Here is a 14,012-nt window from a genome sequence, read left to right on the forward strand (position 1 = left end):
GCCTCGCCACCGGCCGGAACGTCCGGCCGGGCCTGCCCTCAGCGCCGGCGCTGCACCTGGGTCACGTCGCGCACCGCGCCGCGCGCAGCGCTGGTGGTCAGCGCCCCATAGGCCTGCAGTGCCGGCGAGACGACCCGCTCGCGGTCCGGCTGCCAGGCGGCCGCGCCCTTGGCCTCCATGGCGGCGCGCCGCTTCGCCAGTTCCTCGTCGCTCAAGGCGACGTCGAGCTTGCGGTTGGGGATGTCGATCTCGATCCGGTCGCCCTCCTCGATCAGGCCGATCGCACCGCCCTCGGCCGCTTCCGGCGAGATATGGCCGATCGACAGGCCGGCGGTGCCGCCGGAGAAGCGGCCGTCGGTGACCAGCGCGCAGACCTTGGCCAGCCCCTTCGACTTCAGGTAGCTGGTCGGATAAAGCATCTCCTGCATGCCGGGCCCGCCCTTCGGCCCCTCGTAGCGGATCAGCACCACGTCGCCGGCCTGGATCTTGCCGCTGAGGATGGCGGACACCGCGGCGTCCTGGCTCTCGAAGATCCGCGCCGGGCCGGCGAACACCAGCACCGACGGATCGACGCCCGCGGTCTTCACGATCGCCCCGTCCAGCGCGATGTTGCCGTACAGCACCGCCAGCCCGCCATCCTTGCTGAAGGCGTGCTCGACGTCGCGGACCACGCCGTTCTCCCGGTCCAGGTCCAGTTCCTCGTAGCGGTTGTCCTGGCTGAACGCCTCGGTGGTGCGCACGCCGCCCGGTGCGGCCTTGAACAGCTGGACGGCCGCATCCTCCTCGCGCCTTCCGGGTGCCCGCACGTCCCACTGGGCGATCGCGTGGCCGAGCGTGGTGGCGTGGATGGTCGGCACCTCGCGGTGCAGGAGCCCGGCGCGGTCGAGTTCGCCCAGGATGCCCAGGATGCCGCCGGCGCGGTGGACGTCCTCCATGTGCACGTCGGTCTTGGACGGCGACACCTTGCACAGATTGGGCACGCGCCGGGACAACCGGTCGATGTCGGCCATGGTGAACGGCACCTGCCCCTCCTCGGCGGCCGCCAGGAGGTGCAGCACGGTGTTGGTCGACCCGCCCATCGCGATGTCCAGCGACATGGCGTTCTCGAACGCCTCGAAGCTGGCGATGGTGCGCGGCAGGGCGGTGGCGTCGTCCTGCTCGTACCAGCGCCTGGCCAGGTCCACGACCACCCAGCCGGCCTCCACGAACAGGCGGCGGCGATCGGCATGGGTGGCCAGCAGGCTGCCGTTGCCCGGCAGCGCCAGGCCCAGCGCCTCGGTCAGGCAGTTCATCGAGTTGGCGGTGAACATGCCCGAGCAGGAGCCGCAGGTCGGGCAGGCCGAGCGCTCGACCGCCAGGGTCTCCTCGTCGCTGACGCTGGAATCGGCAGCGACCACCATGGCCGAGATCAGGTCGACCCGGCGCGCCTTGGTGGTGCCGTGCACCATCTTGCCGGCCTCCATCGGGCCGCCGGACACGAACACGGTCGGGATGTTCAGGCGCATCGCCGCCATCAGCATGCCGGGCGTGATCTTGTCGCAATTGCTGATGCAGACCAGCGCGTCGGCGCAGTGCGCGTTGACCATGTACTCGACGGCATCCGCGATCAGCTCGCGCGAGGGCAGGCTGTAGAGCATGCCGTCATGGCCCATCGCGATGCCGTCGTCGACCGCGATGGTGTTGAACTCCTTGGCGACGCCGCCGGCGGCCTGCACCTCCTTGGCGACCAGCTGGCCCAGGTCCTTGAGGTGGACGTGGCCGGGCACGAACTGGGTGAAGGAGTTGGCGATCGCGATGATCGGCTTGCCGAAATCCCCGTCCTTCATGCCGGTGGCGCGCCAGAGGCTGCGGGCGCCGGCCATGTTGCGGCCATGGGTGGTCGTACGGGAGCGGTAGGTCGGCATCGACGATCCTGGTGATGCTGCGGTTGCGGAACCCGGCGATACGCACCGGAGGGGCGAACGTCCCTGGGATGACACACCATTCGTCCGCTGGCCCCTGCCGCGGCAGGGAAGGTCGGGCGAGGTGCTCCGGGCGCTCTTCGGTTCGTGCGACAGGACAGATGCCTCTTTCCTAGCCGGGCACGCTATGTATGACAAATGGAAGAACGGGCCGCCGCCGCGGTCCCATCCCGCCTGATGGCACTCTGGCGAGGCTCGCCAAGCTCTCTCCGATGCGGCTAGGCTCGCGGCCGCGCCCTCACCCGCCGGAGCCGCCATGACCACGCCCCTGCTCGTCGTCGATCACATCGCCCGCCGCTTCGGCGCGGTGACGGCGCTGGCCGAGGTGAGCTTCGAGGTGATGCCGGGCGAGGTGGTGGCCCTGCTGGGCGACAACGGCGCCGGCAAGTCGACCCTGATCAAGATCATCGCCGGCACCCAGCCCCCCTCCTCCGGCCGGCTGGTCTGGAACGGCCAGGAGGTGACCTTGGACGGGCCCGGCAGCGCCAAGGCGCTGGGGATCGAGACCGTCTACCAGGACCTCTCGCTGGCGCCCAATGTCGACGTGGTCGGCAATTTCTTCATGGGCCGCGAGCTGACCCGCAAGGTCGCCGGGATCCGATGGCTGCGCGAGAAGGAGATGGAGGAGACCACCCGCGCCGCCCTGGACCGGCTCGGCACCAAGATCCCCGACGTGCGCGCCAAGGTCGAGAACCTGTCCGGCGGCCAGCGCCAGGCCATCGAGCTTTGCCGCTTCGTCCATTTCGGCGGCAAGCTCGTCCTGCTGGACGAGCCGTTCGCGGCTCTCGGCGTCGAGCAGACCCACAAGGGCCTGGAGATGATCGAGCGGGTGCGCCGGGAAGGCATCTCGGTGATCGTGATCACCCACAACGTCCTGCACGCGCTCCAGGTCGCCGACCGGATGGTGGTGATCCGCCAGGGCCGGGTCGCCGGGGTGCGCACGCGGGAAGAAACCTCCCACGACGAGCTGATCGAGCTGATCACCGGCGACACCAGCCTCACCCGGCGTCCGGCCGCCGCCTGATCAACCGTTCTGCTTGTGCCGGCTGTTGCGGGCCCCGGTGTCGATGACCCCCGTCATCGCCAGCCGCGCCGCCTCCGGGTCGCCGGCCTCGATCGCCTGGAAGATCGCGAGGTGCTGGCCTGCGGAGGCGAGCCGCTCCGCCTCCCCCACCGGGGTCGACTGGGTGAAGGCGGCGGCAAGGGCCGCCTCGATCAGTCCGCCCAGCGACTGCAGGAACGGGTTGCCGGACGCCTCGCTCACCGCGAGGTGGAAGCAGAGGTCCAGCTCGATGAACCGGCCGAGCTCGGCGCAGGCCATCATCGCCAAAGCGATCTCCCGCAGCTGCTCGAGCTGCTCGGGCGTCCGGCGAAGGGCCGCCAGGGCCGCGCCTTCCGGTTCCAGCACCCGGCGGACCTCGAACAGCGAGGCGATGAACTCCGGATCCATGCCGACCCGCGTGCGCCATTCCAGGAGGTCGGCGTCGAACATGTTCCAGGATTTCGGCGGGGTCACCCAGGTCCCGACCTTGGTCTTGGACGCGACCAGTCCCTTGGCCGCCAGCGTCTTGAACGCCTCGCGCTGGACGGTGCGGGAGACGTTGTAGCGGTCGGCCAGCTCCTCCGGGCTGGGCAGGAGCTCGCCGATCTTGAACTCGCCTTTCAGAATGCCGAGGCCGATGCCTTCGGTGACCACCCGATGAGCCGAAAGGGCCGCCGCTTTCGCCTGGCCCCGCACACCCGCCATGTTTCCTTGTTCCCGACCTCGCCTGATCGACCAGAGGTGATCGCCAGCGCCGCCGGTTCGTCAAGCCGGATGGATGAAACCGTCATCATTTCGACGCAACGGGCCGGTCGGGATCAGCTTGCCCGGCCCAGCGCATCCTGCAGGTAGGCCGCGGTCGCCAGGTCGGCATGGCCGCCCCCGCCCGACTTGAACCAGGTGATCTCGTCCGGGCCGAGCCGTCCCGGCCGCACGCCCCGGCAGAGCTCGAACAGGTCGACCAGCGCGCTTTCGGTGATGATCCCGGCCCGCATCGGCAGGATCAGGTCGCCTACGACGCCCACCGTGGTGAAGCGCGCGTCCACCACGTGCCGCGCGGCGCGCTCGGCCGCGGCGTCGTCGGCCTCGCGCATGTCGGCGAGATAGCCGCCGACCAGGTCCAGGTGCGCGCCGGGCTTCAGGAGCCGGCCCTTGACCAGCGGGACCGCGGCGCGGGTGGCGCAGCTGATCACGTCCGCCTCCGCGACGGCGCCGTCCAGCCGGTCCGGGGCCACCTGGGTGATGCCGGTCATCCCGCAGGTCGCGATCGCCGCCTCGGTCTTGCGGGCATCCCGCCCCCACCAAAGCACCTGGCTATAGGGCCGCACGCTGCGATGGGCCCGCACCAGCCAGCCGGCCAGCGCGCCGCTGCCCAGCACCAGCAGCGTGGCGGCATCCGGGCGGGCGAGCAGGTCGGCAGCGAGCGCTGAGTTGCAGGCGGTCTTCTTCAGCGTCAGCGCCGCCCCGTCCACCACCAGGACCGGCACGCCGCTGCTGCCGTCGAACAGGGCGTAGATGCCCTGCACCGCCTCCAGGCCATTGGCGGGATTGGCCGGGAACACCGAGACCAGCTTGGCACCGAAATGCCGGCCGAAGCGCCAGGAGGGGAGCAGCAGCCAGTCATTGGCCCCCTCGGCCGTCGGCTCCGCCAGGTGCAGCCGCTCGACCCGGTCGACGCCTTCGCGATACATGGCGCGCAGCGCCTGGATCAGACCCGGCTCGTCCAGCCGCTCCATGGCGGTGGCGAAATCGACCGTCCTCATAAGGCAAGCCCCGTGCGCCGGCCCTCGTAGAAGGCCAGGCTGGCCCGCCTGGAGGCGACCGCGTCGCCGATCAGGATCGCCTGGCCGCCCGTGGCCGACACCTCCTGCATCAGCCGGTCGTCGGCCACCGGCGTGGTCGCCAGCACCAGCGTGTCGAACGGCTCCAGGCGGAGCTCGCCGGACAGCATGTCGCGCAGCCGCGCCTGCCCGCCAAGCCAGGCATCCAGGGCCGTGTAGGGCTGCAGCCGGCCTCCGGCCTGCACCAGGCGGCGGCGCAGCGGCCCGTCGGCGGTGCTGTGGGCGAGGCCGCGGGCGATCTCGCCATCGGCGCTGGCGATTGTCACCTGGTGACCGCGCTCCTGCAGCAGGATGGCGGTGCCGATCGCCCGCCAGTTGCTCAAATCGTCCAGCACCAAAACCCGCTCGCCGATTGCCAGCTGCCGCTCCGGCGCATCCTCCAGCACGTCCTCGACATCCAGCACGTCCGGCCGGTCCACCCCCTCCAGGCGCAGCCGGTCCGGGAAGGCGCGCTGGTAGCCGTCCCGGGCGGGCCTGGCGCCGGTGGCGATCACCACCTCGTCGAAGCCCTCCAGCTCGACCGGGCCGGCCCGGACGCCCAGGCGGATCTCGACCTGAAGCTCCTCCAGCCGGTTGCGGTACCAGTTCAACAGCTTGCCGATCTTCTCCCGGGCCGGCTGGCGGGCGGCCAGGCGGAAGCGCCCGCCAAGCTCGCTGTTCTGCTCGATCAGGACCACATGGTGGCCGCGCTCGGCCGCCACCCGCGCGGTCTCCAGCCCGGCCGGCCCTCCCCCAACCACCAGGACCCGGCGCGGCCGCGCCGCCCGCTCGAACCGGTCGCCGTTCCAGGCGAACTCCCGCCCGGCCGAGGGGTTCACCAGGCAGGAAATCCAGTAGTCGCGCGAGCGCCGGCCCCAGCACAGCTGGTTGCAGGCGATGCAGGGCCGGACCGTGTCCGGGCGGCCGGCCGCTGCCTTGGCCGCCAGCCAGGGATCGGCGATCTGGCCGCGCACGATGCTGACCATGTCGGCGCCGCCCGCCTCCAGCAGGGCCTCGGCGTCCTCAGGGGTGGTGATCCGGCTTTCCGCCTGCACCCTTGCATGCCGCACCACCTGCTTCAGTTCCGCGGCGAACGGCGCGCCCAGCCGGTCGGGATAGGGCGAGGTCGGGATGATGCTGGCGAAGTCGAAATAGCTGCCGGTCCCGCAGGTCACGTAGTCGACCAGGCGGCGCTCGTCGTGCCAGGCCACCACCGCCTTCAGCTCGTCCAGGCCGAGGCAGCCGGGCGTGCCCGGATCGGCCGAGACCGCCAGCCCGATCACGAAATCCTCGCCGCAGGCCTCGCGGATGCGGCCGCACAGCTCGCCGGAAAACCGCATCCGGTTTCCGAAGCTGCCGCCGAACTCGTCGGTGCGGCGGTTGGTGAGCGGCGTCCAGAACTGGTCGATCAGGGCGTTGTAGGCGGCGAACAGCTCGATCCCGTCGAACCCGGCGGCCCTGGCGCGCACGGCGCAGCGCACGAAGCCCGACTGGACCTCCCGGATCTCCGCCAGGGTCATCGCATGGCTGCCGTCGGCGTCGTGGAAGGAGGGCGCGCCCGATGGCGACCAGTTCGGCGCGAAGCTGTTGTCGGCATCGCCATGGGCGCCGACATGGTAGAGTTGCTGGATCATCACCGGGCCGTGCGGCTTGCAGGCCGCCACCAGGCGCTGGAAGGCCGGCACCACCCGGTCGTCGTCGGCAAGATAGTTGCCCCGGGTCAGCACCGCCGTCGCATGGACCGGCACCGGCTCGACCACGATCATCCCGGCCCCGCCCCGGGCGCGTTCCTCGTAATATCCGATGGTGCGCGCCGAAGGCAGCCCGTCCTCGGCCATGTTGTTGGTATGGGCGCCGAAGACGATCCGGTTCTTCAGGGTGCAGCTGCGGATCGTGAGCGGCTCGAACAGGCGCGGGAACATGGGCCGTCTTCCTGGAACTGCGACCGCAGGGAGCGTGCAGGACGATCTGGCCCGCCACAAGCCCTGCCGCTTGACTATGCCCAGATCCGATCGTTCGATCCGCCGGTCCAGCATCATTTCCCAGGGGGGACCATCGATGCGTCTGAGCCGTCGTGACGTCGGCATGCTGCTATCCGCGGCTGCCGCCTTGACCGCCGCCCGCCCTGCCTTCGCGCAGAGCAAGGGCAAGATCGTCTACATGATCCCGACCCTCCTGGACGAGTTCCAGACCGAGAGCCAGAAGGCGGTGGAATCGGTGTTCACCTCGCTTGGCTACGAGGTCACCTCGATCGACGCGCAGAACGACGCGTCGCGCCAGCTCTCGCAGCTCGAGGACATGATCAACACCAAGCCCGACGCGGTGATCATGAACGCGGTGGCGTTCGATTCGATCGTGCCCGGCATCGAGAAGGCGCGCGCCGCCGGCATCAAGGTGCTCAATTTCGACCGGCTGATCACCACCACCGAGTTCGACCTGACCTCGGTCGCCGGCACGGTGGAGATCGGCGAGATCGCCGCCAACGAGGCGATCCGGCTGCTGACCGAGCGGCACGGCTCGGCCAAGGGCAAGGTCCTGCAGATCCTGGGCGATCCGGGCGACGCCTACACCCTCGACATCCAGAAGGGCTTCGAGGCGGTGATGGCCGAGAAGGCGCCCGAGGTGGAGATCATCTCCAAGGCGGCGCTGCTCTGGGAGCCGACCAATGCCGGGCGGGCGTTCGAGGACCAGCTCCTGGTCACCCAGGACATCGACCTGGTATTCGCCCACGCCGCGCACCTGACCGTGCCGATCGTCTCGATCATGGAAGCCAAGGGCATGAAGCCCGGCGACATGATGCTGATGGCCTCCAACGGCGCCCCGGTCGGCCTCGACAACATCCGGGCCGGCTGGCAGCAGGTCGAGGTCGAGCAGCCCACCTACGCCCAGGTCTATGGCCTCGCCATGTTCATCGACAAAATCATGGCCGGCGAGAAGCTGGAGCCCGGCACCTACGACGTGATCGGGCTGAAGGCGACGCTCACCGACGAGGACTGGGGCCCGAACCTGAAGATCCCGGGCGCGGCGATCACCAAGGAGAACGTCGACGACCCGCGCTTCTGGGGCAACCTGAAGTTCCCGAGCGTCCCGGTCGACGTGGTGAAGTAACCGGCTCGATCGCCTCCCGGCGCCGCGCTCCAGCGGGCCGGGCGCCGGGAGGCCCTTATGGACCGCAAGATCGAGATCTGGACCCCATGATCGCTGTTTCCTCGGCCCCCTCGGCCGGCCGCATCCGGGCGGTCAAGCTGGTGCTGGACCATCTGGTCTGGTTCATCCTGGCCGCCATCCTCCTGATCTGCTCGCTTTCCATCGAGCATTTCTTCCAGATCGGCATCTTCATCAACATCGCCCAGCACGCGACCTATGTCGGGCTCCTGGCGCTGGGCCTGGCGTTCTGCGTGATCGCCGGCCACATGGACCTCTCGATCGAGAGCGTCATGGCGTTCGGGGCGATGCTGGCCGCAGGCCTGACCGCCGCCCGCGGCTCGCCCTTCGCCTTCCAGGTCAACACCTGGCTGTCCTTGCTGATCGTGCTGGGCTTCGGCGGGCTGGCCGGCCTGTTCAACGCGGTCCTGATCGTGAAGATGAGGCTGAACGCCTTCGTGGTCACGCTGGCCACCTATATCGCGATCCGCGGCCTCGGCCTGATCCTCACCGGCGGGCGCTCGATCTACGGCCTGCCCGACGACTTCCGGGCTGTGGCGAACACCGAGCTGTTCGGCCTGCCGCTGCTGGTGGTGATCACCATCGTCACCTACCTGGCGTTCGGCCAGATCCTGAAGGGCTCCCTGTTCGGCCGGCGGGTCTACCTGGTGGGCGGCAACCCGGTGGCGCCGTTCCGGGCCGGGATCGACGTCGACAAGGTGCTGTTCGGGGTGTTCATCCTGTCCGGCATCGTCGCCGCGTTTGCCGGCTGGCTCCTGGCCGCGCGCACCAACGGCGCCACGCCCAATCTAGGGGTCGGCATGCTGTTCGAGGCCTTCGCGGCCGTGGTGATCGGCGGCGTGTCCCTGCGCGGCGGGGTCGGCCAGCTCTCCGGCGTGTTCGCCGGCGTGCTGCTCCTGTCCACCATCGACACCGCGATCAACGTGATGGGCCTGGATGCCAGCTACATGCAGGTGATTCGCGGCGGGCTGATGCTGGTGGCGGTGATGCTGGACGGGGTCAAGACCGAGATCGCCAAGCGCCTGGGCTAGGCCACGCCTGGATGCGACATTCCGCCACACCCATGGAAACCTGGGCAGCGGCAGGCTGGCTTCAAGGAATTCCACCGCATTCGAGCGATGTTACCCGATCCCTCCAGGCAGGTGGATCGTCGGCGTTTTTTTCGATCCAAGATCAGTTGCAGAAAATTCGATCAATCTTAGCGTCGCCGACAACCCACAACTTGCTGCGCCGGCGCAGGTTCCGCGTGATAGGCGATACCTATTGTTTCTAATTCAACCACAGATGTATCTTCCCGCTTGAAGACGACGTGGTCCCCTGTCCCACCAGTGGCAGGGTCCACCCGCCGATTGTTCATGGGGGACTTCGATGAGCAACTTCAGCGCCTTGGCCGACCGTGTCGAGCAGCCCCAGCTGCTTGGACTGTCCGAGGCCACCGCCTCGTCCTGGGTCGGCTTCGCCACCGACACCATCCATGACGCGGTGGTCAGCGCCGCCGTGCTGACCAGCGCCGCGTTCCGCATGCGCGACGAGGGCGCGCTGGTGGCAGCATTGCGCGGCCTGGCCTCGGCGGTGGCCGATCTCGAGCTGTCCCACGCGAACGACAACGACTGACCGATCTGACCGGCGGCGACCTCCCGGCCTGTTGCGGCCGGGCAGGTCGGCGCCGCCGGCGCTTTCCCGCCCGATGTCCTGCCTAAACCCGTTGCGCAAACCGTGCGGATCACCCACCTGAAGCGCTTCGAGGTTGGCAAAGGGGCGATGCATTGACGGAGAGTTGGCACGGCACGACGATTTTGTGCGTGCGCAAGGGCTCGACGGTGGTCATGGCCGGGGACGGCCAGGTGTCGCTCGGCCAGACCGTGGTCAAGGGGAACGCCAAGAAGCTACGCCGGGTCGGTGACGGCCATATCCTGGCTGGATTCGCCGGCGCCACCGCCGATGCGTTCGCCCTCCTGGAGCGGCTGGAAGGCAAGCTGGAGCGCCATCCGGGCCAGCTGGCGCGGGCCTGCGTGGAGCTTGCCAAGGACTGGCGCACCGACCGCTACCTGCGGCGGCTGGAAGCGATGATGGCGGTGGCCGACAAGGACGTGTCGCTGGTGCTCACCGGCCAGGGCGATGTCCTGGAGCCGGAGTTCGGCGTGATCGGCATCGGCTCCGGCGGCAGCTACGCGCTGGCCGCGGCGCGCGCCCTGCTGCCGGTCGACGGCCTGGACGCGGAGACGATCGCCAGGCGGGCCATGGGCATCGCCGCCGACATCTGCGTCTACACCAACCAACAGATCACCCTCGAAAAGCTCGACCTGTCATGACCGCGCTGACCCCCCGGGAAATCGTCTCGGAACTCGACCGTTTCATCGTCGGCCAGCACGCCGCCAAGCGGGCCGTGGCGATCGCGCTGCGCAACCGCTGGCGCCGGCAGCAGATCGACGAGCATCTGCGCGAGGAGGTTCTGCCCAAGAACATCCTGATGATCGGCCCGACCGGCTGCGGCAAGACCGAGATCGCCCGCCGCCTGGCGCGGCTGGCGCAAGCACCCTTCCTCAAGGTCGAGGCGACCAAGTTCACCGAGGTCGGCTATGTCGGCCGGGACGTGGAAAGCATCATCCGCGACCTGGTCGAGATCGCGATCAAGGAGACCCGCGAGCGGATGCGCCGCGAGGTCGCCGCCAAGGCCGAGGCTGCCGCCGAGGACCGGGTCCTGGACGCGCTGGTGGGTCCCCAGGCTTCCAAGGACACCCGCGAATCCTTCCGCAAGCGGCTGCGCGACGGCCAGTTCAGCGAGAAGGAGATCGAGATCGACGTCGCCGAGCAGGCCGGTGCCGGCATGCCGATGTTCGATATCCCGGGCATGCAGGGCGCCCAGATGGGCATGGTCAATCTCGGCGACATGCTGGGCAAGGCCCTGGGCGGCCGCACCCGCCGCCGCAAGATGACCATCGCCCAGTCCTACGACGTGCTGATGGCCGAGGAGAGCGACAAGCTGCTCGACCCCGAGGTCGTCACCCGCGCCGGGATCAAGGCGGCCGAGGAGAACGGCATCGTCTTCGTGGACGAGATCGACAAGATCACCTCGCGCGAGGGCAAGACCGGCGATGTCAGCCGCGAGGGCGTGCAGCGCGACCTCCTGCCGATTGTGGAAGGCACCTCGGTGGCGACCAAGCATGGCATGGTCCGCACCGAGCACATCCTGTTCATCACCTCTGGCGCGTTCCACCTGACCAAGCCGTCCGACCTCCTGCCGGAACTGCAGGGCCGTTTGCCGATCCGGGTCGAGCTGGAGCCACTCAGCGAGGCGGACCTGCGCCGGATCCTGGTGGAGCCGGAAGCCAGCCTGATCCGCCAGTACGTGGCGCTGCTGGCTACCGAGAACGTGACGCTGGAGTTCGGCGAGGATTCCATCGACGCGATCTCCAGGCTCGCCGACGACATCAACCGGCGGGTCGAGAACATCGGCGCCCGCCGCCTGCAGACCGTGATGGAGAAGCTGCTGGAGGACGTCAGCTTCAGCGCCACCGACATGGGCGGCCAGACGGTCAAGGTCGACGCCGAACTGGTGCACGACAAGGTCGGCTCCCTGCTCGGCAGCCACGACCTGTCGCGCTTCATCCTGTGACACCCGCCCGGCGGTGACGGAGGTCCGTCCCGGCAGCGCCGCCGATCTTCCGGAACTGGCGGCGGTCGAGCGCTCCGCCGCCAGGCGCTTTGCCGGCACCCACATGGCCTGGGTGGTCGAGGCGCCGGTCACCGCGCCGGACCGGCTGCGGCAGGCCCTGGACGAGCGACTTCTCTGGGTCGCCACGGTTGGCAGCCGGCCGGCCGGCTTCCTGATGGCGTCCGAGCTTGCCGGCGACCTGTTCGTCGAGGAGGTGTCGGTGGCGCTGGACCGGCAGGGCCAGGGGCTCGGCCGCCGCCTGCTCGAGGCGGCGGTGCAGGCCGCCCGGGCGCGGGGCCTGGCCGGCGTCGCCCTCACCACCGACCGGACCATCGCCTGGAACGCGCCGTTCTACCGCCGCTTCGGCTTCCGGCTGCTCGATGCGCCGCCGCCAGCGCTGCAGGCGCGCCTGGCCGGCGAGGCGGACCATGGCCTGGATCCCGCCCGCCGCTGCGCCATGCGCCTGGCGCTTGCCTGATCAGCGCGCCGGCGGCTCAGCCGCCGGGAGCCGCGTCGGCAAAGCTCGCCTTCAGCCGGGCCCCGGCGAATTCCTGGGCATCCCTTGCGTCGTCGACCACCGCCCCCATCCCGAAGAACTCGTGGGTCACGCCGTCATAGACCCGGTAGGCCACCGGCACGCCGGCCGCCTCCAGCCGCTCGGCCAGAGCCTGGCCTTCCGAGCGCAGCGGGTCGATCTGCGCGCCGATGATGGTGGTGGGCGGCAGGCCGCCGAGATCGGCCTCAACCAGGTTGATCCGGGGGTCCTGCGCATCGCCCGGGTTCAGGTATTGCTGCATGAACCACGCCATCATCGGCTTGTTCAACGGCTTGGCGTCGGCGTTCTCCTGGTAGGAGGCGGTGTTCATGTCGCTGCCTGCCACCGGGTAGATCAGCAGTTCGTGGACCGGCTGGGTGATGCCGGTGTCGCGGGCGCGCAAGGACACGGCAGTGGCCATGTTGCCGCCAGCACTCTCGCCCGCCACCGCGATCTTGTCGGGATCGCCGCCCAGCGCCATCGCGTTCGCCACGGTCCACTGATAGGCGCGGAACGCATCGTCGTGGGCGGCCGGGAACTTGTGCTCCGGGCCCTGCCGGTAGTGCGAGGCCACCACGATGGCGCCCGCCTCCCGCGCCAGTGCGCGCGCCGAGGCGTCATAGGTGTCGAGGTCGGCGATCACCCAGCCGCCGCCATGGTAGTACACGATCACCGGGAACGGGCCCTGGCCCTCGGGCGTGTAGATCCGGATCGGGATCTCGCCGCCCTCGCCGTTGATGGTCCGGTCCGTCGCACTGGCGACCTGCTCCGGCGGCTGGATGCCCTGGCGGCTCATGACAAGCTTCACCGCATCGGCCGGGGTCGGCTGGGCGCGGGCCTCCGTGGCGGACAGCGTCTCGATCGGCTTGCCGCCCAGGCTGGCCAGCGCGTCCAGCACGGCCGCCATGTCGGCATCGGCGCGCTCCATCGTGGCGGCGGCAGCCTCGGCGGGCGGTTCCGGGACGACGGTGGATCCTGCCGGCGGCTGCCGGGCGCAGCTGGCCAGCACCAGGACTGCGGCCGTGGCGAGCAGTGCTGCGCGGATCCGCCCGGAATGTGGTTCGATCATTGCTCGTTCGCTTCCCCGCAAGGCGTCCCGCCGCCCGGTCCTTGCCGGAGCGGGCCATTCTTGTCCTGAACAAGGCGGCTGGCGGACGGGTTCCGACGGGAGCATTGGCGGATTCACTGGCGTTGATGAAGTAGAAGAAGTGTATCCACCAGGTCTGTATCTTCCCTGGAGAGGTGCCCCAGGATCGGCATCTACCCACACGGTTGCCGCGGCTCGTGGAGCCCGCCTATCCACGTGCGAAAAATGGAAAACATATCATGGAACGTTTGTAACTCTGCTCGGTTTTTTCGGGGTGCAGCGGCAGAAAGCCAGCCTCATCTGGCGCGGTTACTGTCCAGAGGATCATCATCATTTCACCGGTGAGTAATCACCCACGGGAGACACAAGATGCGCAAGTTCCTGATGACGACGGCGGCCGTGGCCCTTCTGGGCCTTCCGGCTTACGCCTTTGCCCAGGAATCTGGAGCGACCGCGGGCGGCTCGCAGGCTGATTCGTCGCGCGGCGGCAGCACCGCGGGCCCCGGCGCGGCGGGCCAGACTGGCGGCGGCGCCGATGCCGGCTCGACCGCGGGCGGCAGCCTCGATTCGGAATCCCGCGGCGGCGACAATGCCGGCCCGAACGCGGTCACCGCGCCGGCCGACCCGGCCACCCCGCAGGCCTTGGACGACCCCCGCTGCGTCGGCCCGACCGCCACGACCGACGAGGAATGCGTCAACGCCGAGGAGTGAGCCCCAAGCCGACGTGGGCTGCCGGACCGGGACAAC

Annotated in this window: 13 protein-coding genes; 8 read left to right on the top strand and 5 right to left on the bottom strand. The window is 69.5% G+C overall.

Annotated features, from left to right (window positions below):
* Positions 1–38: 38 nt before the first annotated feature.
* Positions 39–1,904, bottom strand: a complete 1,866-nt coding sequence (gene ilvD / locus GEMRO_RS0101900) for a dihydroxy-acid dehydratase (RefSeq protein ID WP_027132658.1) — start codon at positions 1,902–1,904, stop codon at positions 39–41.
* 313 nt (positions 1,905–2,217) lie between these two features.
* Here ilvD and GEMRO_RS0101905 point away from each other — a divergent pair, with 313 nt between their 5' ends.
* The gene (locus GEMRO_RS0101905; RefSeq protein WP_027132659.1) at positions 2,218–2,985 is read left to right on the top strand and encodes an ATP-binding cassette domain-containing protein; all 768 of its coding nucleotides are present in this window, start codon (positions 2,218–2,220) and stop codon (positions 2,983–2,985) included.
* On the opposite strand, the gene GEMRO_RS26995 is transcribed toward GEMRO_RS0101905, so the two are convergent.
* The 3 genes from GEMRO_RS26995 to GEMRO_RS0101920 form a co-directional block, all read right to left on the bottom strand.
* Positions 2,986–3,708: a FadR/GntR family transcriptional regulator gene (locus GEMRO_RS26995; protein WP_051328583.1), complete on the bottom strand. Its 723-nt coding sequence runs from the start codon at positions 3,706–3,708 to the stop codon at positions 2,986–2,988.
* A gap of 113 nt (positions 3,709–3,821) precedes the next feature.
* The gene (locus tag GEMRO_RS0101915; protein ID WP_027132660.1) at positions 3,822–4,766 is read right to left on the bottom strand and encodes a hypothetical protein; all 945 of its coding nucleotides are present in this window, start codon (positions 4,764–4,766) and stop codon (positions 3,822–3,824) included.
* Entirely contained in the window at positions 4,763–6,745 is a 1,983-nt protein-coding gene (locus GEMRO_RS0101920; RefSeq protein ID WP_027132661.1) for an oxidoreductase, read from the bottom strand. The genes GEMRO_RS0101915 and GEMRO_RS0101920 overlap by 4 nt, the downstream gene beginning before the upstream one ends.
* 163 nt (positions 6,746–6,908) lie before the next feature.
* Between GEMRO_RS0101920 and GEMRO_RS0101925 the strand changes: the two genes are divergently transcribed.
* From GEMRO_RS0101925 to GEMRO_RS0101950, 6 genes are all read left to right on the top strand, one after another.
* Positions 6,909–7,931, top strand: coding sequence for a sugar ABC transporter substrate-binding protein (locus tag GEMRO_RS0101925; RefSeq protein WP_205624876.1), 1,023 nt, complete (start codon positions 6,909–6,911; stop codon positions 7,929–7,931).
* An 86-nt stretch (positions 7,932–8,017) separates the two neighbouring features.
* Positions 8,018–9,019, top strand: coding sequence for an ABC transporter permease (locus tag GEMRO_RS0101930; protein WP_035484604.1), 1,002 nt, complete (start codon positions 8,018–8,020; stop codon positions 9,017–9,019).
* Positions 9,020–9,356: 337 nt separating this feature from the next.
* Positions 9,357–9,602 (top strand): hypothetical protein, encoded by a 246-nt coding sequence (locus tag GEMRO_RS0101935; RefSeq protein ID WP_027132664.1) that lies wholly within the window; start codon positions 9,357–9,359, stop codon positions 9,600–9,602.
* A 152-nt stretch (positions 9,603–9,754) separates the two neighbouring features.
* Positions 9,755–10,300 (top strand): ATP-dependent protease subunit HslV, encoded by a 546-nt coding sequence (gene hslV, locus GEMRO_RS0101940; RefSeq protein ID WP_027132665.1) that lies wholly within the window; start codon positions 9,755–9,757, stop codon positions 10,298–10,300.
* Positions 10,297–11,604, top strand: coding sequence for an ATP-dependent protease ATPase subunit HslU (gene hslU, locus GEMRO_RS0101945; protein ID WP_027132666.1), 1,308 nt, complete (start codon positions 10,297–10,299; stop codon positions 11,602–11,604). Before hslV ends, hslU begins: the two co-directional genes overlap by 4 nt.
* 13 nt (positions 11,605–11,617) lie before the next feature.
* A complete protein-coding gene (locus GEMRO_RS0101950) occupies positions 11,618–12,121 on the top strand; it encodes a GNAT family N-acetyltransferase (RefSeq protein WP_027132667.1) in 504 nt (167 codons plus the stop codon).
* 16 nt (positions 12,122–12,137) lie between these two features.
* Here GEMRO_RS0101950 and GEMRO_RS27000 read toward each other — a convergent pair whose 3' ends face one another.
* Positions 12,138–13,247 carry an alpha/beta hydrolase gene (locus GEMRO_RS27000; RefSeq protein ID WP_035484606.1) on the bottom strand — a complete coding sequence of 370 codons (1,110 nt, stop codon included), beginning with the start codon at positions 13,245–13,247 and terminating at the stop codon, positions 12,138–12,140.
* A 387-nt stretch (positions 13,248–13,634) separates the two neighbouring features.
* Between GEMRO_RS27000 and GEMRO_RS32250 the strand changes: the two genes are divergently transcribed.
* On the top strand, positions 13,635–13,976 hold the full coding sequence (locus tag GEMRO_RS32250) for a hypothetical protein (protein WP_051328584.1): 342 nt from the start codon (positions 13,635–13,637) through the stop codon (positions 13,974–13,976).
* The last annotated feature ends 36 nt before the right edge of the window (positions 13,977–14,012 follow it).

This window comes from Geminicoccus roseus DSM 18922, assembly GCF_000427665.1.
Taxonomy (GTDB): domain Bacteria; phylum Pseudomonadota; class Alphaproteobacteria; order Geminicoccales; family Geminicoccaceae; genus Geminicoccus; species Geminicoccus roseus.